The organism is Arthrobacter sp. Y3224198, assembly GCF_059090025.1.
The window spans coordinates 1-19,891 of sequence record NZ_JBNHFG010000042.1; the positions used below are offsets into that span (position 1 = coordinate 1).

General features: G+C 69.3%; 22 protein-coding genes. 6 read left to right on the forward strand and 16 right to left on the reverse strand.

Translation table 11 applies throughout. The features are described from left to right. Together rfaE2 and AC5RUF_RS14970 are read left to right on the forward strand one after the other, a co-directional pair. Window positions 1-814: D-glycero-beta-D-manno-heptose 1-phosphate adenylyltransferase (rfaE2, locus tag AC5RUF_RS14965; RefSeq protein ID WP_494131111.1), on the forward strand; the 814-nt coding region annotated here is incomplete at its 5' end. Window positions 815-895: 81 nt separating this feature from the next. Next, the gene (locus AC5RUF_RS14970; RefSeq protein WP_494131112.1) at window positions 896-1,726 is read left to right on the forward strand and encodes an SDR family oxidoreductase; all 831 of its coding nucleotides are present in this window, start codon (window positions 896-898) and stop codon (window positions 1,724-1,726) included. On the opposite strand, the gene AC5RUF_RS14975 is transcribed toward AC5RUF_RS14970, so the two are convergent. Next, on the reverse strand, window positions 1,723-2,682 hold the full coding sequence (locus AC5RUF_RS14975) for a DMT family transporter (protein ID WP_494131113.1): 960 nt from the start codon (window positions 2,680-2,682) through the stop codon (window positions 1,723-1,725). The two genes, AC5RUF_RS14970 and AC5RUF_RS14975, sit on opposite strands and share 4 nt — an antisense overlap. On the opposite strand from AC5RUF_RS14975, the gene AC5RUF_RS14980 reads away from it, so the two are divergent. After that, a complete protein-coding gene (locus AC5RUF_RS14980; RefSeq protein ID WP_494131114.1) occupies window positions 2,681-4,096 on the forward strand; it encodes an aminotransferase-like domain-containing protein in 1,416 nt (471 codons plus the stop codon). The two genes, AC5RUF_RS14975 and AC5RUF_RS14980, sit on opposite strands and share 2 nt — an antisense overlap. 3 nt (window positions 4,097-4,099) lie before the next feature. Here the strand turns inward: AC5RUF_RS14980 and AC5RUF_RS14985 are convergent, their stop codons facing one another. From AC5RUF_RS14985 to gap, 5 genes are all read right to left on the reverse strand, one after another. Next, on the reverse strand, window positions 4,100-4,381 hold the full coding sequence (locus AC5RUF_RS14985) for a helix-turn-helix domain-containing protein (RefSeq protein ID WP_493998381.1): 282 nt from the start codon (window positions 4,379-4,381) through the stop codon (window positions 4,100-4,102). Beyond that, window positions 4,381-4,872: a DUF2975 domain-containing protein gene (locus tag AC5RUF_RS14990; RefSeq protein WP_493998380.1), complete on the reverse strand. Its 492-nt coding sequence runs from the start codon at window positions 4,870-4,872 to the stop codon at window positions 4,381-4,383. The genes AC5RUF_RS14985 and AC5RUF_RS14990 overlap by 1 nt, the downstream gene beginning before the upstream one ends. Window positions 4,873-5,074: 202 nt before the next feature. After that, entirely contained in the window at window positions 5,075-6,109 is a 1,035-nt protein-coding gene (locus AC5RUF_RS14995; protein WP_494131115.1) for a CU044_5270 family protein, read from the reverse strand. Next, the gene (locus AC5RUF_RS15000; protein ID WP_494131116.1) at window positions 6,075-6,671 is read right to left on the reverse strand and encodes an RNA polymerase sigma factor; all 597 of its coding nucleotides are present in this window, start codon (window positions 6,669-6,671) and stop codon (window positions 6,075-6,077) included. Before AC5RUF_RS15000 ends, AC5RUF_RS14995 begins: the two co-directional genes overlap by 35 nt. Before the next feature lie 146 nt (window positions 6,672-6,817). Then, a complete protein-coding gene (gene gap / locus AC5RUF_RS15005; RefSeq protein ID WP_494131117.1) occupies window positions 6,818-7,825 on the reverse strand; it encodes a type I glyceraldehyde-3-phosphate dehydrogenase in 1,008 nt (335 codons plus the stop codon). Between the two features lie 95 nt (window positions 7,826-7,920). Here gap and AC5RUF_RS15010 point away from each other — a divergent pair, with 95 nt between their 5' ends. Beyond that, complete coding sequence (locus tag AC5RUF_RS15010; protein WP_494131118.1) at window positions 7,921-9,129, forward strand: ROK family protein; 1,209 nt, start codon at window positions 7,921-7,923, stop codon at window positions 9,127-9,129. Window positions 9,130-9,284: 155 nt separating this feature from the next. Here AC5RUF_RS15010 and AC5RUF_RS15015 read toward each other — a convergent pair whose 3' ends face one another. The 10 genes from AC5RUF_RS15015 to AC5RUF_RS15060 form a co-directional block, all read right to left on the reverse strand. Next, window positions 9,285-9,809: a hypothetical protein gene (locus AC5RUF_RS15015; protein WP_494131119.1), complete on the reverse strand. Its 525-nt coding sequence runs from the start codon at window positions 9,807-9,809 to the stop codon at window positions 9,285-9,287. Between the two features lie 81 nt (window positions 9,810-9,890). Then, complete coding sequence (locus tag AC5RUF_RS15020) at window positions 9,891-11,150, reverse strand: sensor histidine kinase (protein WP_494131120.1); 1,260 nt, start codon at window positions 11,148-11,150, stop codon at window positions 9,891-9,893. Further along, a complete protein-coding gene (locus tag AC5RUF_RS15025; RefSeq protein ID WP_494131121.1) occupies window positions 11,147-11,815 on the reverse strand; it encodes a response regulator transcription factor in 669 nt (222 codons plus the stop codon). Before AC5RUF_RS15025 ends, AC5RUF_RS15020 begins: the two co-directional genes overlap by 4 nt. A gap of 93 nt (window positions 11,816-11,908) precedes the next feature. Further along, window positions 11,909-12,136 (reverse strand): hexameric tyrosine-coordinated heme protein, encoded by a 228-nt coding sequence (locus AC5RUF_RS15030; protein WP_493997277.1) that lies wholly within the window; start codon window positions 12,134-12,136, stop codon window positions 11,909-11,911. Window positions 12,137-12,238: 102 nt separating this feature from the next. Next, window positions 12,239-12,688: a hypothetical protein gene (locus AC5RUF_RS15035; RefSeq protein ID WP_494131122.1), complete on the reverse strand. Its 450-nt coding sequence runs from the start codon at window positions 12,686-12,688 to the stop codon at window positions 12,239-12,241. A gap of 70 nt (window positions 12,689-12,758) precedes the next feature. Continuing rightward, window positions 12,759-13,541, reverse strand: coding sequence for an ABC transporter permease (locus tag AC5RUF_RS15040; RefSeq protein WP_494131123.1), 783 nt, complete (start codon window positions 13,539-13,541; stop codon window positions 12,759-12,761). Continuing rightward, window positions 13,538-14,359, reverse strand: coding sequence for an ABC transporter permease (locus AC5RUF_RS15045; protein ID WP_494131124.1), 822 nt, complete (start codon window positions 14,357-14,359; stop codon window positions 13,538-13,540). Before AC5RUF_RS15045 ends, AC5RUF_RS15040 begins: the two co-directional genes overlap by 4 nt. Further along, entirely contained in the window at window positions 14,356-15,165 is an 810-nt protein-coding gene (locus AC5RUF_RS15050; RefSeq protein ID WP_494131125.1) for an ABC transporter ATP-binding protein, read from the reverse strand. Before AC5RUF_RS15050 ends, AC5RUF_RS15045 begins: the two co-directional genes overlap by 4 nt. Then, on the reverse strand, window positions 15,166-16,230 hold the full coding sequence (locus AC5RUF_RS15055) for an ABC transporter substrate-binding protein (RefSeq protein ID WP_494131126.1): 1,065 nt from the start codon (window positions 16,228-16,230) through the stop codon (window positions 15,166-15,168). An 80-nt stretch (window positions 16,231-16,310) separates the two neighbouring features. After that, a complete protein-coding gene (locus AC5RUF_RS15060; protein ID WP_494131129.1) occupies window positions 16,311-17,501 on the reverse strand; it encodes a glycosyltransferase family 9 protein in 1,191 nt (396 codons plus the stop codon). A 206-nt stretch (window positions 17,502-17,707) separates the two neighbouring features. On the opposite strand from AC5RUF_RS15060, the gene AC5RUF_RS15065 reads away from it, so the two are divergent. Continuing rightward, complete coding sequence (locus tag AC5RUF_RS15065) at window positions 17,708-19,207, forward strand: aldehyde dehydrogenase family protein (protein WP_494131127.1); 1,500 nt, start codon at window positions 17,708-17,710, stop codon at window positions 19,205-19,207. Then, a partial coding sequence (locus AC5RUF_RS15070) for a bifunctional heptose 7-phosphate kinase/heptose 1-phosphate adenyltransferase (protein ID WP_494131128.1) occupies window positions 19,204-19,891 on the forward strand: 688 nt, incomplete at its 3' end. The genes AC5RUF_RS15065 and AC5RUF_RS15070, both read left to right, overlap by 4 nt.

Genomic DNA, 19,891 nt, shown 5'->3' on the forward strand with positions numbered 1-19,891 from the left:
CCTCACCGAGGCGCTGCAGGCCGCCGGGGAGGCACCGGGCGGGGTGCCCGCGGGGCTCCGCGCCGCCGAACGGTTGCTGCAACGTTGGCAGAGCCGCTCGGTGGTGGTCACCATGGGCGCTCAGGGAGCGCTGGCGCTGCCGGCCGCCGGGCTGGCCCAGGTCCTGCCTGCCCCGAAGATTCCCGACGGCGACACCTGCGGTGCCGGTGACCGGTTTGCCGCGTCCCTTATTGTCCGGCTGCTCGACGGCGACGGGCTGGAGTCCGCGGTTGAAGGCGCCGTTGGTGCCGCCGCGTCCTTCCTGGCCGCCGGTGGCGTGGCCACCTTGGACATGGAGCAGCCCCTGCTGGTCAGCGAGGTCCCCGATGCCATGGCCACGGCAGCACGGGTGCGCGAACGCGGCGGAACCGTGGTGGCCACCGGCGGCTGCTTCGACCTGCTGCACGCCGGGCATGCCCGGACCCTGCTGGCCGCCCGCGGGCTGGGCGACTGCCTGATTGTCTGCCTGAACTCCGACGACTCCGTGCGCCGGCTCAAGGGTGAGGCACGCCCGATCATCGGGGCCGATGACCGGGCCGAACTGCTGCAGGCCTTGGAATGCGTGGACGGGGTTCTCATTTTCGAGGAGGACACCCCCGCGGCGGTGCTGGAGCGGCTGCGTCCGGACATCTGGGTCAAGGGCGGGGACTACCGCGAGGACCAACTGCCCGAAGCGGCGCTGGTCCGCTCGTGGGGCGGGGAAACGGTCACGGTCCCGTTCCATCCGGCCCGCTCCACCACCGCATTGGCCTCCGCCCTGGCGAAAGTGGGCTGATCCTCCGGACGCGTTTCCCCGACGCTCCCTCCCTGCCAAAACCCTGTTGACCCGAACGCCGTTCCACCGAAAGGAATCCCCATGAGCCTGTCCCCCACAGCCCCCGTACCGGCCGCCCTGCCCGATCCCGGCCTTGTCCCCGCCAGTCCAGTCCCCGATCCCGGCCTTGTCCCGGCCACTGACCCGATCCCGGATACCGCACTGCAGGCGCGCCCGCTTCCCGCGGTTTTCACCGGCCGGGTCCTTGTCACCGGCGGCGCCTCCGGGCTGGGTGCCGCCGTCAGCGCCGCCGTTGCCGAGGCCGGCGGCAGCGTGGTGGTGCTGGACCGCGACATCAGTGCCGTCACCGGGGCCAAGGCGGTGCAGGTGGATGTGGCGGACCGCGCCGGCGTGGAGGCCGCAGTCCAGGAAGCGGTACAAATCCTGGGCGGACTGGATGCCGTGGTCACCGCCGCCGGCATTGACCGCTGCGGCCGGCTTGAAGACGTGGCGGCGGAGGAATGGGAGAAGGTCATCGGGGTGAACCTGCTGGGCACGGTCTCCGTGGTCCGGGCGGCACTGCCCTATCTGGCCGCCTCCCACGGCAGGGTCATCACGGTGGCTTCCACGCTGGGACTCAAGGCCGTCTCGGACGCTACGGCATACTGTGCCTCCAAGTTCGGGGTGATCGGCTTCAGCCGCGCCCTTGCGGCCGAAACCGCCGGCCGCGTGGGCGTGACCACCATGATTCCCGGCGGCATGAAAACACGGTTCTTTGACGACCGCACCGAGCAGTACCGGCCGCAGGACGATTCGCGGCTCAATGATCCGCGCCGGGTGGCGGACGCCATCCTCTTTGCCCTGACCCAGCCCGCCGGCTGCGAGGTCCGCGAAATGCTCATCTGCCACGAGGAGGAGGACTCCTGGCCCTAGGCCGCAGGTTCGGGGATCGGAGACGACGGCGCCGGCGCTTTCCGTCCGCGGGTGCGGACCGCAACGCCGGCACACAGGATGACCGCAAGACCGCCCAGGACGGTGGCCCACGTCAGCCGCTCGTGCAGCAGAAGGGCGGCCCAGCAGATGGTCAGCACCGGCTGGGCGAGCTGCACCTGGCTGACCTGGGCCATCGGACCGATGCCCAGTCCGCGGTACCAGGCAAAGAAGCCCAGGAACATGCTCACCACGCCCAGATAGGCGAAGGCTGCCCACTCCGCCGGACCGACGGCGGGGGCACTCCCGGCGAGGCTGACCATGGTCAGGGCTGCCATCACCGGTGAGGTGAGGACCAGCGCCCAGGAAATGGTCTGCCAGGCGCCCAGTTCCCGGGCCAGGATGCCGCCCTCCGCGTATCCCACCGCCCCGGCAAGCACCGCGGCGAACAGCAGCAGGTCTGACGGATGCAGTCCGGCCAGGCCGCCGCCCTGAAGGGCGGCGAACCCTACGGCGGCCGCAGCCCCCACGGCCGCCAGCACCCAGAACCGGCGGGGCGGACGTTCATGGGTGCGCAGGACCGCCATCGCGGCCGTCGCGGCGGGCAGCAGCGCAATAACGACGGCCCCGTGGCTGGCAGGCGCAGTGGCCAGCGCGAAAGATGTCAACAGCGGGAAACCGGCCACCACGCCCCCGCCCACCAGCGCCAGCCGTGCCCATTGTGTGCCCCGCGGCAGGTGCTGCCGGGTGACGGCCAGCGCGACCGCGGCGAGCAGGGCGGCCACCACCGCCCGGCCCGATCCGGCAAAGAGCGGTGCCATGCCGCCCGCCACGGCGATGCGGGTGAACGGGAGGGTAAAGGAGAACGCGGTGACGCCCAGCAGGCCCCACCACAGGCCCTCGCGACCTGTCGGTAGCACTGTGGGCACCGGAAGAGTAGCGCTATTATGTGGCTTCATGGCAGATAGTAGCAGTGCGGACCGGATTGCGGCAGACCTCCGTGCGTGGATCTCCGCTGCAGCGCCCGGGGCACAGTTGCCGTCCACCCGCGAGCTGGTGGCACGGTACGGTGCCAGCCCGGTGACGGTGCAGAAGGCATTGCGGATGTTGGCCTCCCTGGGCCTGGTGGACAGCCGGCCCGGCGCAGGGACCTTCGTCCGCGCCCGCAGCGTTGCACGGGTCCCCGATTACGGCTGGCAGACCGCCGCCCTCGGCGCACCCCGCACCCTGCCCACCCTCTCCAGCGCCATGCGCACCGTGGCCGACGATGTCATTGCCCTGCACTCCGGCTACCCGGATCCGGAACTTCTGCCCGGCCGGCTTGTCCGGGCAGCCTTCACCCGGGCCGCCCGCAGCGACGCAGCGCTCTCCCGCTCCCCGGCCGCCGGCCTGCCGGAACTGCGGGCGTGGTTTGCCGCCGAACTGGGCGCCGGCGCGCCCGCCGGCGTCGCCCCGCCGGCCGCCTCCGACGTCGTGATCCTGCCGGGCAGCCAGATCGGACTCAGTGCCGCGTTCCGCGCACTGGTGGGCCCGGGCAGGCCGCTGCTGATGGAATCGCCCACCTATTGGGGTGCCATCCTGGCCGCCGCGCAGGCCGGAGTGCACGTGGTCCCCGTGCCCAGCGGCAGCGACGGTCCGGACCCGGACGAGCTGGCCCGCGCCTTCGCGCAGACGGGAGCGCGTGCTTTCTACGCCCAGCCCGCCTTCGCCAACCCCACCGGCGCCTACTGGTCCCGGGAACGTGCCGGGCAGGTGCTGGAGACGGTCCGCCGGCACGGGGCCTTCCTGATCGAAGACGACTGGGCGCACGACTTCGGCATTGCCGCCGACCCTGCACCCCTGGCCGCCCAGGACGACGCCGGGCACGTGGTCTACCTGCGCTCCCTCACCAAAAGCATTTCACCGGCGGTACGGGTGGCCGCCGTCATTGCCCGCGGCCCCGCACGCGAACGACTGCTCGCGGATTTCCAGGCCTCCGCCGTGTACGTCAGCGGGATCCTGCAGGCAGTGGCGCTCGACGTCGTCACGCAACCGGCCTGGCGGACGCATCTGCGCCAGCTGCGGCCGCGGTTGGCGGGCCGGCGGGACCTGTTGGTTGATGCCCTCCGGGAACATGCTCCGCTGGCCCGGGTGGAGGCGGTACCCAAGGGCGGACTGAACCTTTGGGTCCGGCTGCCGGATTCCACGGACCTGGCCGTCCTGACCCGGGACTGCGAGGCCGCCGGCGTCCGCGTGGCCCCGGGGAACGAGTGGTTTCCGGCCGAACAGGCGGGCGCCTATCTGCGGCTGAACTACTCCGGGCCCAACCCCGGCGCGTTCGGTGAGGGTGCCCGGGTCCTGGGGCGGGTGTTGGAGCAGCACCGGGAGCCGTAAGAGTTACTGTCCCGGCCGTCCGACGGCGTCCGGCCGGGAAGCGGTTCCATCCGCTTCCGTTTCCTTCGGTTGCGGCCCCGCTTCCGGTTCCCAGCGCAGCAGGTCCCCGGGCTGGCAGTCCAGCACGTCGCACAGCGCGGCGAGGGTGGTGAACCGGACCGCCTTGGCACGGCCGTTCTTCAGCACGGCAAGGTTTGCCGGCGTGATGCCGATCCGCTCGGCCAGTACACCCACGGGCATTTTGCGCCTGGCCAGCATGACGTCGATGTCCACGACAATCGGCATCAGATCACCCCGCCGAGTTCGGCACGCAGGTGGCTGGCTTCGGCCGCCGTGTCGACGGCGGAGGCCAGCAGCGCCCGCATCACCAGGACCAGCAGGGCACCGGCAGCTACTGTCACTCCCATGCCGCCGACCAGCAGGACGACGCCGGGGGCCACCGCCTCGCCGGGCGCCAGTACGGCCCCCAGCGCAAAGAGCAGCAGTGCGGCTGCGGACAGCGCTGCAATCACGACGTCCACGTAGCGGAAGGCTCCGGAGGAGAAGACGGTCCCCCGCCGGACCATGGTCAGCAGGTGCCAGACGCACACCAGGCAGACCTGGAAGGCAGCGATGCCCAGCACCACGATCACCAGGACCGGTATTCGCACGGCTTCAACTCCCGCCTCGGCCAGGTCCGCATAGAACAGCGGCACCATCACGGCTTGGACAAAGACGGTGCCGAGGAACACCAGGACCAGCACAATCCGCAACGCCAGGATGGTTGCTTTTCCCATCACGTTTCTCCCTACGGGACCCGTCGGTTGAAGGACGGTTGTCGATTGAAGGACAACCAATACTTATCGACAATCGACAGGTCCCGCAAGGGTCTGCTGAAACCAGTCGCCGGACTTCCCACGCTCTGTGACTGCTGTGCCGGAAGGGACCACAGCGGCAACACCCGCATCAAAGCGTGGGAATTTCCGCAGCGTAGGTTTCCTAGGGCGTCGAATCTACCACCGAGGTGGTGATCGCGGACCATCCGAGCGCGGTGCCAGCCGGGAAGATACTTCCGTCTTCCAACAACACCGTCCGCTCACCAACCATCAGGCCGGTTTCCGGATCAATGATGATCTCACTCCGGAAACCTTGCTCGGGCGATCCAATGCCCAGCGAGATTCCGGTCCGCCCGTCCAGGGCTGCCTCCCGGTCAACAACGGAGACACCGGGAATCAGCGCTGCCGCCTGGTACAGGGCGGCCCGCAGATCCGCCGGGATGGCGCCGGTAGCCAGGGTTTCAGCGATCCTTTCGAACGCTTCCTGATCGGGAGTATTCCCCCCACCGGCATTGCCTTCATAAAGCAGGTCGAGGAGTTGCCGGGGGTCCCGGGGTGCGTCCTCAACTGCGTCCTGCAACGGCATGTCGTTGAGAACGCGCTGGGTCGATCCGCCGAATTCCCCGCGCGGGGCACGCGACACGTCACCGCTGTCAGAGCTGCCCGCTCCAACACGTTCCGCCTCCTGTCTGGACCCCTCATCGAAGAACTGCACCGGTTTGGATGGTTCGCGGATCCACACCCATTCCCCGCTCCGGTCCGCGGGTATGTAGACCTGGTGGTCCCTGCGGGTCAGCCAGGAGAACTCTTGCCCCTCCGGCGTGACAGTGGAGGTGGTGCCCACCATGTCGGTGTCAACCAGCAGGTACTGGCCGGGAGCCAGCATCGGGTCGGAGCTGGTGATGGTTGCCGCAGCGGCATCGTTCAGCACTTCGGCGGCCTCCGCCGTGGCACCCGGGCGCTCATCGGAGCCGACGACGTCGACCGCCACCAGTGCCGCGATCAGGGCGGCGGCCGCAGCCGAGGCCAGCAGGGTGCGTCGCCAGGGCCGGCGGGAGTGCAGCACCGGTGCCGGCTGTCGTGCGGCAGCTTCCTCCGCTGCCTTTTGCATGAGTTTCTCCCGGCCCGCGGCCAGGACAGCCGGAGGTACGGTCCCGGTGGTGTTACGCGTTGCGCGGAGCAGGTGCAGTTCGTCCATGATCACTGTCCATTTCGTCGAAAAGGGCAAAGCCGAGGTCCGCCCGGAGCTTGCGCCGGGCACGGTTGATGCTGGAGCGGACGGTGCCGATGGGTACGCCCGTTGCGGTGGCAATTGCGTCGTATGTCAGGTCCGCCCAGGCATAGAGCAGGATGGCTTCCCGGTCGATGGGAGCCAGTGCCGCCAGCGCGGCGCCGATCCGGGAGCGGTCGCCGTCGGCGTCGACCTGCGCATCCACCGCATCGAGTCCGTCCGCTGCGTGGCCGCGGCCGCCGTTGCGTGCCAGGGCGCGCAGCATCCGTGCCTCGGCGCGGTGGTGCCGGCGGAGCAGGTTGGTGGCGATGCCGAAGAGCCAGGGCCGTACAGCCTCGGCCGGCCCCTCAAAACCCGCCCGTCTCTCAAAGGCGACCAGGAAGGTTTCCGCCATCACGTCCTCGGCGGCAAAGTCACCGGCACGCCGGGCGGCGTACCGGTAGATGTCCGGCGCGTGCCGGTCATAGAGTTCCCCGAATATGGCGGGGCCGCTGCGCGAGAACTCCACAATCTCTTTGTCTGTGTTCACACCCTGTAATGCCCGCTCACCACGAATGGTTCACGGATCCCCCGCTTTTCCTTTTCTGTTTTCCTGGACACCGCATTAAACGACGACGGCGCCGCCCGGACTCGCAGGGAGTCCGGCGCGGCGCCGTCGGGCGGTGTTGCTGGAGACTAGAGCTTGGAGGCGACCAGTCCGGTCAGGTCCACCAGGCGGTTGGAGTAGCCCCACTCGTTGTCGTACCAGGCAACAACCTTGACCTCGTTGCCCATGACGCGGGTCAGGCCGGAGTCGAAGATGCTCGAGGACGGGTCGCCCACGATGTCGGAGGAGACAATCGGATCCTCGGTGTAGGTGAGGATGCCGGCCCAGCGCGGGTCCTGTGCTGCCTTGGCGTAGGCGGCGTTGATCTCTTCGACCGTGGCTTCCTTTTCCAGCGTGACGGTCAGGTCCGTGACGGAGCCGGTGGGGACGGGAACGCGGATGGCGAAGCCGTCCAGCTTGCCCTTCAGCTCCGGCAGCACCAGGCCGATGGCCTTGGCGGCACCGGTGGAGGTGGGAACCATGTTCAGGGCTGCGGCGCGGGCGCGGCGCAGGTCCTTGTGCGGGCCGTCCTGCAGGTTCTGGTCTGCCGTGTAGGCGTGCACCGTGGTCATCAGGCCCTTTTCGATGCCGAAGGCGTCGTTGAGGACCTTGGCCAGCGGGCCGAGGCAGTTGGTGGTGCAGGAAGCGTTGGAGATGATGTTGTGCTTATCGGGATCGTAATCGCCGTCGTTGACACCCATCACCACGGTGAAGGCGTCGCCCTTGGCCGGGGCGGAGACCAGGACCTTCTTGGCACCGGCGGAGATGTGCTTCTGTGCATCCTCGGCGTTGGTGAAGAAGCCGGTGGACTCGATCACGATGTCGACGTCCAGCTCGGCCCAGGGCAGGTTGCCCGGATCGCGCTCGGCGAAGACCTTGATGGTGTGTCCGCCGACAACCAGGTTGCCGTCTTCAACGGTGACCTTCTCGGCCAGGCGTCCGGCAACGGAGTCGTACTTGAGCAGGTGTGCCAGCTGCGCCGGATCGCCGAGGTCGTTGACTGCGACAACCTCGAACCCTTCGCCGTGCTGCAGGGCTGCCCGCAGGTAATTGCGGCCGATCCGACCAAAACCATTGATTCCGACGCGTACCGTCACTGGTGCCTCCTTGATGCTGAAACTAAATTTAGGAACTAAATTTATTGTCTCCTATAATTATGCTGTTATTACCGCCACACGTCAAAGGGCACACCATGGACGCCTCCGCGAACACCCCGCAGCTCCTGCGCCGCACCAACCTGCGCGCGGTGCTCCAGGTGCTCCGCGCCGTCCCCTCCGCGACGGGCACCGACCTGATCAACGCCACCGGTCTGACCCGGGCCACGGTGATTGCCGTCTGCGATGACCTGATTGCCCGCGGCTGGGCGCGGGAGGCCGAATCCCCCCGCCTGGACCGGCAGAAGGGCCGGCCCGCCCGCCGGTTCGAGTTCAATGAAAGCGCCGGCTACGTCCTGGGCCTCGACGTCGGTATTGCCACCGTCCGGGTGCTGGCCGCAGACCTCTCCGGCGCCGTCGTCGGCGGATCCGAGGCGCGCTTCCCGCGCCACGGCGGCGAGCCGGAGCAGCGGCGCCGGGTGGTAACTGCCGCCGTCGACGCCGCACTGGAAGATGCCGGGATCACGGCCGCCTCCGTGCTTTGCGCGGGCATGGGCATTGCCGCGCAGGTCACCGGTGAAGGCCGGGTGGCCCCCGGGCAGGACGTGGCTCCAATGTTCGATCTGGGCCTGACGCACGAGTTCAGCGAGGCCCGGGGCTGGCCGCTGCTGGTCGAAAACGACGCCAAGCTGGCCGCCCTGGCCGAACGCTGGCGGGGCGTGGGTGCCGGGGAAGACAACCTGGCCGTGATCCTGGCCGGCGAACGGCTGGGCAGCGGCATCATCGAGTCCGGCCGGCTGCTGCACGGTGCCTCGGGCGGAACCGGCGGCATGGGGGCGCTGGAAATGATGGACGGTGTGGGCAACGAGGACGGTATTGCCAAGCTCGCCCGCGTCTGGGGCAGCGCCGCCCTGAAGGAAGGCCACAACGGCAGGATCCGGGAACTCGTGGGACCGGACACCAACCGCGCATCGGCCCGGCTGGTGTTCGAGGCGGCCGGGGCCGGAGATCCCGTGGCCCTGGCCATCCTGGACCGTATCGCCCGCCGGATGGCACGGGTGCTTGCCGCGGTGTCCTCCTTCTTTGATCCACGGCTCATCGTGGTTGGCGGTGCAGTGGCGGCTTCCGCCACCGCCCTGCTGCCGGTCATGACGGAGGAACTGAAACGCTACGTGGCCAGGCCGCCGCGGGTGGCGGTTTCCACCCTGGGCAAGATGCTGGTTCCGACCGGCGCCGTGCGGCTTGCATTGGACTACGTGGAGACCCATCTGCTGGACCTGGTGCCCGAACTCCGGCGCGGGGACTGACCTGGATGGCGGGGGACGTCCGGCCGGGCGTATAGGTGCGCCAGCCTGCTGATCCGCCAGCGCCGGACGTCAAAGGGCCGGACGCCTATGCGTCCGGCCCTGCCGCTTCCGGCTCCTTCCGGGTGAAGACCCGGGCGGAACGCCGGTGACCTGGTTCAGGCCTGGTCGGAGCCTTCCCCGCTATCGGCATTATTGCCGTCTTCAGCGTCACCGTCACCGCCGTGCCGTCCATCCCGGTGATCCCCGTGTCCGTGGTCATCCCGGTCGGGCCGGTCCCCGGGACCACCCCGGTCCTCGTCCGTCGCCGGCCTGTCCTCACCGTCCCGGCCGTCCGCATCCCGGTCTGCGGGCCCGTGACGCCGCTGTTCACGGCCGTCCTGGTCCTGATTCTCGCCGTCCCCGTTTTCAGCGCCTTCGTCCTGGCCGTCCTGGTCCTGGTTCTCGGCGTCCTGGTTCTCGGCGTCCTGGTCTTGGCCGTCCTGGTCAAAAAGCTCCCAGTCGTCCCGGTCCCCGTTATGGTCCCGGGCGTCCTCCTGCTGTGACGTGGCACCTGCCTGTTCCAGTTCGTTGTTTTCGGCAACGGCGGCCCCGGTGAAAAAGCTGCCGACGAGCAGTCCGGCTCCGGCAAGGGCACTGGTCGTCCAGATTATTGCCCGCTTGGCCTTGCTTCCCAAAGCCATGGGTCTCTTCACCTCCATCAAACGGTTTGTTGATACTTAAATCCTGCCGCCGGATTCTTCGAGATTTCTTAGAAACCGTGTCTAGGAACGCGGCGCGGACAGTGGCAGGCGAACCGTCAGGGAGGTACCGGACCCGGGGTGTGATTCCGCGCGGATGGTGCCGCCGAAACGTGCCGCGATTTCAGCTGCCAGCGCCAGTCCCAGCCCGTAGTGCCGCGAGGTTCCCGCCCCTGCCCGTTCCACGGGGCTGCCGGCACGGACGGAGGAAAAACGCTCGAACAAGCGTCCCTCAAGTTCCGGCGGCAGGCCGGGGCCGTCGTCGGCCACCGTCAGGACCGCCTCCCTTCCGCTCCGGTCAACGTTGAGCCCCACCGTCGACCGGGCATAGTCGACCGCATTCGCCAGCAGCGACGTCACCAGCCGCTGCAACGCCGCAGGCACTCCTCGGACCATTACCTGACCTTGGGGTGCCCGCACTTCCAGGTGAAGACCGCGTCCGGCAGCCATCGCTTCGAAACTGCCCGCAACATCACGGACGACGTCGGCGAGATCCACAGGCTGGACCGTTTCACTCCTGCGGGGATCGGCGGAGACCAGCAGGTCTTCGAGGATTCCGGTCAGGACGGCCGCGTCGGAAACGATTTCCGTGAGCCCATCCTGCAGCCACTGATCCTGTTCCGGCTCTCCCCCGGCACCGTCCCGGCGTAAACCGCGCTCCACGCGCCGGCGCAGCAGCTGTGCACGGGTGCTGAGGAGGGTCAGCGGGGTGCGCAGTTCGTGGCTGGCATCGGCGACAAAGCGCCGTTGCAGCGCCAATGCCTGCGCCAAGGGCCTGATGGCGGCCCGCGCCGCCAACACGGAGAAGGCGGCAGCGACCGCTGCGGCGCCCAGGATGGTTCCCGCCAACACCAGCACCAGCCGCTGGAGTTCCTTACGGGATTCACGGGTATCCACCGCCGCCTGCACCACGTCATCACCCCGGCGGACCGTGAGCACTTGGTAGGTCGCACCGCCCACCGTCGCGGTTTCCTCCCGGCTGGCTCCCCCGGCCGCCACCTCTGCCAGGGCCTCCTCAACCGGCAACCCTGCGGGCATATCCCGGGAGACGGTCAGCCCGCGGCGGTCGTAAACGGCAAGGAAAACATTCAACGGCGCATCCCGGGCGTTTGACAGGTCAACTGCTTCCGCCAGCGTCTGGCGCGCAGCGGCGGCGGTTCCTGCGGCCGCCAGCGAATACACCAGCACCCCGACAAGGGAAAGCAGGACCACGATGAAGGCGGTGAACTGAAGTGACAGCCGGGTGGTTGCCCGGCGCAGCTCGGGGCCCTCCCGCCGGTTCATGCGCCGCTGCCGAGCCGGTAACCCACACCCCGCACGGTCATCACTGCGTGCCGGCCCAGTTTGCGGCGGAGGTAGTGCACATAGGTGTCCACCACGCCGTTATCGTCGGCATCGGGAAAGACCAGCTGCTGCAGCTCGGCCCGGGGATAGACGCGGCCAGGATGCCTGGCCAGGACTTCCAGCAGGCCGGCCTCCCGTTCCGAAAGCTGCACTTGGGTTCCGGAACCGGTGGATACGGTCCGCCCGGCCGTGTCGAAGATGCCGCCCGGCACTGGAAGGGCCGGGACCCGTTCAATACTGCGTCGCCTCAGTGCCCGCAGCCGGGCAAGGAGCTCGTCCATGTCGAAGGGTTTCGCCAGGTAGTCTTCCGCGCCGCGGTCCAGCCCCTCCACACGGTCCGGCGGGTTTCCCAGCGCCGAAAGCACCAGCACCGGCGTCAGCACGCCCCGGCTGCGCAGCCGTGCCATCACGTCCAGGCCCTCGATGGCAGGCAGCCCGCGGTCCAGTAAAATGACATCGAACTCGCGGGTCAGCCCCTCATGGAGGGCGCGCTGCCCGTCATGGGCAGGGGTGACGGCATAGCCTTCACTTTCCAGGATCTCCGCCAGCATTCCGGCCAGTCGCCGGTCATCCTCCACAACCAGGATCCGCGGTTGGTCCTCCATCCGTGAAGTATAGGACCGCCTCCGTACCCATGGCCCGGCCGCCCCCCGAAACGGAAACCCGCAGCCGGAAATCCGTCGGCCGGCGGACGGGCGTCAGCGCCAGTAGTTGTTGGCCGCGGCGACGGTCGCAAACTCCGTTGCCACCACGGCCGAGGCCGCTATGAGCCCGTCCGGATTGTTGGCATAGGCGTCCCGGATGATTTCCTGCACCTTCTCATCCGGCTGGATGGCGAAGGAGGTCTGCAGCGCCAGGGCGATCGCCAGCCTCCGTCCGTCCTCCGGGGTGGTGCACTGCAGCGAATTGTTCGGGACAAGTTCCATGGTGTCCGTCCTTTTCCATGCGCCGGCACGGTGCCAACCGAACCATTCTGGCCGGGGCGGTCTGAGCGGCACAAGGGGGCGCCGGCCCGGCTGGACGCCGGCTTACTCCCGGGATGCGCGCCGGTAGCCGACGGCCTGCACCGTCAGCAGGGCAAAGGCCGAGGCAAGGCCGAACGGCAGCAGGTACATGCCCGTCTGATGGAAGTTCATCACTATCAGGTCCTTGCCGGTCATCCCGCTCGTGCTGCCGTACACAATGGCCATTTGGGACATGCCGAAAAGCCAGAACAATCCAACGCCGAGCATCAGTGCCACCACTGCCCAGGCGGCAGCAAGGTACGGGTTGAACCGGCTCCGAGGGGCGTCGGCCGCAGCCGGTCGCCCCTCTGCACCGACCATGCCCGTGTCGCTGAACTCCCCACCGTCATGACGTTGGGAAGACAGCCCGTCGCCGCCGTCGGCCACTACTTCCACCCAATCGCCGCTTTCACCTGGTGCCGGGCGCGCATAGAGCCGGTGGTCCGCTTCGTTGACGTTTCGCTGGTTCCCCATGCCCGGGAGCCTACTTGAACCGCCACCGAGGGCCCGACACCGCGAGACGGCGTTTCGCGACGGCCGGCGGTCAAACCCCCGCCCGCCGCTTCACCACCGCCTCCGCGGCGGAGACCACGGCGTAGAGCAGGATCGAGGCCAGGGTCGCCATCACGACGCCGGCCCACACCTGGTCATAGCGGGCCCGCGACACGGCGGAGACAATTCCGTAGCCGATGCCCTGGCCGGTGGCCAGCCACTCGGCCAGCAGAGCACCGGTCAGCGCACCGGGGATGGACACCCGCAGTGCCGTGAAGAACGCCGGTGCCGCGGAGGGCATAGCCACCTTCCGGAAGGCGTCAAACCGGCTCCCGCCGTACACGTGCACCACCTCGAGCATGGCGGGCGAAGCGGACCGCAGGCCGAAGACAATCGTGACCAGGGCCGGGAAAAACACCACTATTCCGCCCATGGCCGCCACTGCCGCTTCCTGCCGGCCGAAGACCAGGATGATCATGGGCGCCAGCGCCACCAGCGGCACCGAACGCAGGAGCATGGCCAGCGGCATCAGCGCATGTTCCACACCCCGGAACAGGGTGAAGAGGCAGGCGGCTGCCAGCGCCGCCAGCATGCCGGCGGAAAAGCCCGTGCCGGCGTCGAGCAGTGTCCGCCCCAGTTGGCCGAGCATCAGGGCGCGGTTCTCCGCGGCTCCCGGATCCAGGACCAGATAGCCCAGCACGTCCGCCGGGCCCTTGCCGATATAGGAGGACACTCCAAACACCTTCAGCAGGCCCACCCAGAGCACGCCGACAACAGCCAGGGACAGCAGCAGCCCCAGCAGCGCCCGTCCGGTGGAATGCAGCGCGGCCGTCATAGGACAGCCGCCCGGCCGCCGGAAGCCCACGGCGCCACCCACCGTGAAACCAGGCCAAGCACCGCATACGCTCCCCCGGCCAGGGCGGTGCAGGCGAAGGCCACACCCCAGACCCGGGCGACTTCCAGGGTCTGCTGGGCGTTGACCATCGCCGGACCGAGACCGCGGTCCACCCCGCCCACATACTCGCCGAGGACAGCCCCCAAAAGGGCGGCCGGGGCGGCGATCTTCAGCGCGGCCAGCACGGCCGGCAGTGCCGCCACCAGGCGGACCTTCAACAGCTGGTGCATCCGGTTGCCGCCGAAGACGCTCACCATGTCCAGGCAGGCCTTGTCGGCCGCCCTCAGGCCCGCCAGGGCACTGACCATGGTGGTGAAGAAGACGGACAGCGCGGCCAGGACGACCGCGGTGCCCGAGGACTCGCCGGAGCGCGGCGGCCCCAGCACAATAAAGATCACCGGGCCCACGGCCACTACCGGCAGGCAGTAGCTCACCACCGCCAGCTGGGTGGCCAGCCGCTCCAGCCGCGGGAGGAGCAGCACCAGGAAAGCCAGGAAAAGTGCCAGCGCGTTGCCCCAGGCGTATCCGGCCGCAGCCTCCGCCAGCGTCACCGAGGCGTTGCGCCAGTAGAAGCCCGCGCCGTCGTCGCCCATCTGGGCAAGGACCCGGCTCGGGGTGGGGATGGCGCCGGGACCGCCGCCGGCGGGTGCCCCCACGCCGCTGAGGAAGGTTGCCGCTCCCACCCACCACAGCGCCAGCACCAGGACCGTGCCGATTGCTCCGGCCAGCCACGGCGGCACCGCCGGCCGCGCGGTCACAGTGCCTCCGTGGCAGCCGCTGCCTTTTCCGCCCCGCCGAACAGCAGTTCCGAGGCGTGGTCGTGCAGGGCATGGAATTCCGGGCTGCGCATCATGTCCGGGGTTCGGGGGCGGGGCAGGTCCACCTCAATGACCTCCTTGATCCGGCCCGGACGCGTGCTCATCACCGCCACGGTGTCGGACAGGAAAATCGCCTCGGAGATGCCGTGCGTGACCATGAGCGTGGTGGCCGGCTTCTCGGTCCAGATCCGCAGCAGCTCCATGTTCAGCCGCTGCCGGGTCATGTCGTCCAGGGCGCCGAACGGTTCGTCCAGCAGCAGCACGGACGGCTTCAGGACCAGTGCCCGGGCAATGGACACGCGCTGGCGCATCCCGCCGGACAGCTCCCCCGGCCGCGCCTTTTCAAATCCGTCCAGCCCCACCAGGGCAATGAGCCCGCGGATGTGGGCGTCGTCGGCCGGCAGCCCCGACACCTCCAGCGGCAGGCGGATGTTCGTGTACACGCTGCGCCACGGAAGCAGCGCCGAATCCTGGAAGGCGATGCCCAGTTCGTGTCCGCGGCGCAGCTCCCCGGGTGTCTTCCCATCCACCAGCACATCTCCGCTGGTGGGCGTCTCCAGCCCGGCCAGGATGCGAAGAACCGTCGATTTCCCGCAGCCGGACGGGCCGAGCAGGGACAGGAAGGACCCGCGTTCCGTGCTCAGCTCCGCACCTTCCAGGGCCACCACTTCACGGCGGCCGGCGGTATAGGTCTTGCCCAGGTTCCGCAGGTTGATCCCGGTGCCGGCCGCTGTTTCCCTCGGCATCTACTTCAGCTCCGGGTTTTCCTCGTAAACCTCGGCCAGCAGGCTCATGTCGAAGACATCCTCCGCCGCCAGGTCATAGCCGGCCAGTTTCAGGATGGACAGGTTTTCCGCAATCAGGCTGTCGCTGATGGAGAACAGCCCGTTGGCTTCGGTTTCCGCAGACACCACCAACTTGCTGTTCTGTTCCTCGGCCTGCCGGATTTCCTTGGCCATGTCCAGATTCAGGTCCGATCCGTACACTTCCACCGCCAGGCGGGCCGATTCCTCCGGGTCCGCCACCGCGTCCTTCCATCCCCGCAGCGTGGCTTTCAGGAACGCCTTCAGCTCCTCCCGGCGGGTTTCAATGGCCTCGTCCGTGGTGACGAAGCTTTCGGCAATGAACGGCAGCCCGTTGTCCGCGAAGGGCAGCACTGCAGTGGCGTGACCGGCCTGCTCCAAGGTCAGCACCTCGTTGGTGAGGTATCCGAAGAACCCGTCCACGTCCCCGTTGACCAGGGGCTGGGGATCGTACTGGACCGGCACCTTCTCCACCGCCGAGGGGTCGATGCTGTTCACTTCCAGCAGCGCGTCGAACAGCGTTTCATTCACGCCCGCCTGCACGCCGATCCGCTTGCCGGACAGGTCCGCCGGCGTGGTGACGGGGTTGCCGTCCAGGGAAATGATGACGAACGGGTTTTTCTGGTAGGTCGTCCCGATGATCTTCAGCGGAGCGTCCTCTTCGGCGATTACCGGTGCCACCCCCATGGGGCTGGACGTGCCGACCAGGGCACCGCCGGAAAGGACCATGGTTTCGGTGGAGGTGCCGCCGGGGCCGCCGGCAATCAGGTTCACCTCGGAAAAGCCCGCTTCCTCGTAATATCCCGCTTCGGTCGCGAAGTACTCTCCGGCAAACTCGGCGTTTTTGATCCAGGACAGGTTCAGGTCCAGGGTCCCGTAGTCCCCCTTCACATCGGCTTCGCTGGATCCGCCGCAGGCAGTGACCAGGAGCAGGCCGGAGACGGCCACCGCCCCCGCCACAATGCGTGCCGACGTCGAACGTGCCCGGAGGCGGGAGGTAAGGCTCATGGGGACCAGCGCTTTCCGTAGGGTGCGAGTGACTAGCCCCGAGCCTAAAAACCGATTGTTTCCACGGACGCCACCGGCTGTTACGTTGCTGTAAACCCGCACCCCGCCGCTGGACCGGCCTCTTCCGCACCGGTAGCCAGCAGCTCCCCGACGTCGGCCCACACGTCTTCGTGGCGCACATCGGCCACAAAGGAATCGTTGTGTTCGCAGCGTTCGGCAGTCCAGCCCACCTGCGTGACATCTGCCTTGCAGACCGGGCAGGCGGAGAGCCAGGACATGTGTACCCGGTGCCTGCTGCGTCCCGGCGCGCCGGCGTTGATGACGTTGCCGAACCAGTAGATCCCCACCGTGCGGGCCCCCACCGCCTGCGCCAGGTGCCGGGGACCGCTGTCATTGCCCACCACCACGGCACTGGCCTGCAGCACGGCGGCCAGGGTGCCGATACCCAGTTCCCCGGCCAGGGAGCGTACGGGCGCTTCCGGTCCGGCCGCGGCGAGCGCCAGCCCGGTGATCTGCCGCGCCGCGTCCCGGTCGCCGTCGTCGCCCACCACCAACACCTGGCAGCCGTGGGCTGCCGCCTGCGCGGCCACCTCGGCGAACGACGACGCCGGCCACCTGCGCCGCGGATCCGTGGCACCCGGGTGCAGGGTCACCAGCGGGCGGTCGGGCAGCAGCAGGGCCCGGGCCTGCTCCTGCTCCTCGGGCCGGACGGCCAGGGCAGCATCCAGGCTCACGGGGGCGGCACCGGCCAGCCCGGCGACCTCCAGCGCACGGAACACCTCGTGCTGGTAGTAGACGTACGGGATGCTGCGTTCCAGTGCGGCGGCGTCGGGGGTGCGCGTGCCCACCGTGTGGCGGGCCCCCAGCGCGAGCAGGAACGGATTCGAATTCCGCCCGCCGCCGTGGACCTGCACAGCCAGGTCGAATTCCTGCCCCCGCATGCGGGCAGTAAACGCCTCCGTTACCCGCCTGTCTTCCCGCCCGGCCTGGATGCCGGGGGCCGGGGGCAGTACCTCCACCCGGTCCACCGGGCCGGGGCGCCCTGCCAGCAGCGCGGCGTGCAGGGCGGTGCCAAGCAGGGTGATGGAGGCCTGCGGATAGGCCGCCGCCAGCGCTTCAATGGCCGGAAGGGCGAACATCAGGTCCCCCAGCCCCCCGCCGCGCAGCACGGCAATCCGGCGAACACCGGGAAACCCGGCCGCAAGGGGCGCTACGCCGCGGATGGCCGGCCGGACTGGTATCTCCGGGCGCGGAGCCGGGATGTGCTGCATCATGCTGGTGTTTCCTTTCACGCGTCCGAAGTTGGGCGCGGTTTCGTCCGGGACGGTCCCGGTCCTGCGCTGAAGGCACCCACCCTAGAGGCTCCCCGGGGATCTCAACCGGGTAGCGGCGGGCACTTGCGGGGTGTGGCCAGGTGCCTGTCTGAACCCGGCGGAAAGCGGGTACGGGTCCTGTACCACGCGTGAGAAGGAGCAGCATGTCCACCACCGTTACCCCCGAAAGCGTCCCCGGAGCGTCCGGAACAACCGCAGCGTCCGCCGCCGCGGTCCCGGACACCGTCACCATCCTCGACCCGCGGGACGGGACCCTCGTGGGGACCGTGGAGGCGGCCACTCGGGGCAAGCTCAAGGCCGCAGTGGCCACGGCCCGGGGGGCCCTGCCGGGCTGGGCGGCCACTCGCCCGGATGAACGCGGCGGGATGCTGCGGGCCGCTGCCGCAGCGCTGGCCGGCCGGGCCGCGGAACTGGCCGCATGGAACAGCAGGGAAACGGGCAGGCCGGAAGCCGAAGCCCTGGCCGGAGTGACCGCAGGCGCAGCCACCCTGCAGCAATACGCCGAGCTTGGGCCCGTCCACCGCGGACACAGCCTCCGTGGTGCCGTGCTGGCGGCCGACTACACGGTCAGCGGACCCCGGGGCGTCGCCGTCGTGCTCACCCCCTGGAACGACCCCGTGGCCGTGGCCGCGGGACTGGTGGGGGCGGCGCTGGCGGCCGGCAACACGGTAATCCACAAACCCAGCGAACGCAGTCCGCACACCGGCAATCTCCTGGGCGACATCCTCTCCCCGCACTTTCCCGCCGGTGTGCTGGCCACCGTTGCCGGCGGCGGGGACGTGGGCGCCCAGCTGTGCATGGATGCGGGTGTGGACGTGGTGGCCCATGTCGGCTCCAGTGCGGCCGGAGCGCGCATCGCCCGGGCGGCCGCCCTGACCGGGGCGCATGTCATCTTGGAGAACGGGGGCAACGATCCCCTGCTGGTGGACGCCGACGTCGATCCGCGGTGGGCTGCCGAGCAAGCCGCTATCGGGGCCTTCAGCAACAGCGGGCAGATCTGTACCGCGGTGGAACGCATTTACGTGCACCGGGCCATCGCCGGGGAGTTCTGCGCTGAACTGGCCGCCCAGGCACGGCAGCGGAACCGGCAGGGCGCGGTGGCGCCTTTGGTGGACATCCGGGCGCGGGAGGCCGTGCATCGGCAGGTGGCCGAAGCCGTGTTCCTGGGGGCCACGGCAGCGGAGGGAGGCAGCATCCCGGCCGGGCCCGGCGCGCATTACCCGGCCACGGTCCTGCTGAACTGTTCGGCGGGCATGGAGCTTTTCCGGGAGGAAACCTTCGGGCCGGTGGCTGCCGTGCAGGTGGTGGACAGCTTCCAGGAAGGGCTGGCGCTGGCAGCTGCGGGAACCTACGGGCTCGCCGCCACCGTGCTGACCGGCAGCCTGGCCCATGCGCAGCAGGCCGTCGCCGGGCTGGATGTGGGCACGGTGAAGGTCAACGCGGTTTTCGGGGGTGCACCGGGAGGTTCGGCCCAACCGCGGGGGCGCAGCGGCCGGGGCTTCGGATACGGCCCGGAACTCCTGGACGAGTTCTCCCTGGTCAAAGTGGTGCATCTGGGCAGTCCGCCCGCTATGGCCGGCACCGCACGCGCCGGCGCACATGCCGGAGACCCGGCCGTTGAACCTGCCGGAGAACCGGCGTGAGCGGATTGCCGCCGCTGGGCGGGGTACGCAGCCTTGCACCCGGGCTGCCGGGCCGGCTGGCCACGGCCGCACTCCGGGTGGCGGTTATCGGTGACGTGATGCTCGACGGCTGGTGGTCCGGCGTCACCGAACGGTTCTGCCGGGAGGCTCCCGCCCCGGTGGTGGACCTGCAGCAGAAGCAGTACGCGCCGGGCGGCGCAGCCAACACCGCCATGAACCTGCAGGCGCTGGGAGCCCGGGTGCGGCTGGCCGGGCTGACCGGTACCGATCCGGCGGGGCGGCAACTGCGGAGCATCCTCGCCGGCGCCGGCGTGGACCTGCAGGCGCTGGTGCCCCATCCGCTGGCCCGCACCGCCACGAAAAACCGGATCATCGCCGGGGACCAGGTGCTGTTCCGCCTGGATGAGGGCGGCGGTTTTCCGCCTGAGGCCGAGGACCTGCTCGCCGCCTCGCTTGCGGCCCTGCTGGACGGTGCCGATGCCCTGGTGGTGTGCGACTACGGCAGCGCACTGCTGCACGGCAGGGTGCGCGACGCCCTCGTTGCCCTGCGCGGCGGCCGTCTGACGGTAGTGGACGCCCACGACGCGGCAGGATGGGCCGGACTGGCCCCGGACGTCGTCACCCCCAACGCCGCCGAGGCGGCCCTGCTCCTGGGCGGAACACCGGCCCTGGCCGCCGGCGGCG

Coding starts and splice junctions, on each gene's coding strand:
- AC5RUF_RS14970 (WP_494131112.1), top strand. CDS start 896: ATGAGCCTGTCCCCCACAGCCCCCGTACCGGCCGCCCTGCCCGATCCC.
- AC5RUF_RS14980 (WP_494131114.1), top strand. CDS start 2,681: ATGGCAGATAGTAGCAGTGCGGACCGGATTGCGGCAGACCTCCGTGCG.
- AC5RUF_RS14975 (WP_494131113.1), bottom strand. CDS start 2,682: ATGAAGCCACATAATAGCGCTACTCTTCCGGTGCCCACAGTGCTACCG.
- AC5RUF_RS14985 (WP_493998381.1), bottom strand. CDS start 4,381: ATGCCGATTGTCGTGGACATCGACGTCATGCTGGCCAGGCGCAAAATG.
- AC5RUF_RS14990 (WP_493998380.1), bottom strand. CDS start 4,872: ATGGGAAAAGCAACCATCCTGGCGTTGCGGATTGTGCTGGTCCTGGTG.
- AC5RUF_RS14995 (WP_494131115.1), bottom strand. CDS start 6,109: ATGGACGAACTGCACCTGCTCCGCGCAACGCGTAACACCACCGGGACC.
- AC5RUF_RS15010 (WP_494131118.1), top strand. CDS start 7,921: ATGGACGCCTCCGCGAACACCCCGCAGCTCCTGCGCCGCACCAACCTG.
- AC5RUF_RS15015 (WP_494131119.1), bottom strand. CDS start 9,809: ATGGCTTTGGGAAGCAAGGCCAAGCGGGCAATAATCTGGACGACCAGT.
- AC5RUF_RS15020 (WP_494131120.1), bottom strand. CDS start 11,150: ATGAACCGGCGGGAGGGCCCCGAGCTGCGCCGGGCAACCACCCGGCTG.
- AC5RUF_RS15025 (WP_494131121.1), bottom strand. CDS start 11,815: ATGGAGGACCAACCGCGGATCCTGGTTGTGGAGGATGACCGGCGACTG.
- AC5RUF_RS15030 (WP_493997277.1), bottom strand. CDS start 12,136: ATGGAACTTGTCCCGAACAATTCGCTGCAGTGCACCACCCCGGAGGAC.
- AC5RUF_RS15035 (WP_494131122.1), bottom strand. CDS start 12,688: ATGGGGAACCAGCGAAACGTCAACGAAGCGGACCACCGGCTCTATGCG.
- AC5RUF_RS15040 (WP_494131123.1), bottom strand. CDS start 13,541: ATGACGGCCGCGCTGCATTCCACCGGACGGGCGCTGCTGGGGCTGCTG.
- AC5RUF_RS15050 (WP_494131125.1), bottom strand. CDS start 15,165: ATGCCGAGGGAAACAGCGGCCGGCACCGGGATCAACCTGCGGAACCTG.
- AC5RUF_RS15055 (WP_494131126.1), bottom strand. CDS start 16,230: ATGAGCCTTACCTCCCGCCTCCGGGCACGTTCGACGTCGGCACGCATT.
- AC5RUF_RS15060 (WP_494131129.1), bottom strand. CDS start 17,501: ATGCAGCACATCCCGGCTCCGCGCCCGGAGATACCAGTCCGGCCGGCC.
- AC5RUF_RS15065 (WP_494131127.1), top strand. CDS start 17,708: ATGTCCACCACCGTTACCCCCGAAAGCGTCCCCGGAGCGTCCGGAACA.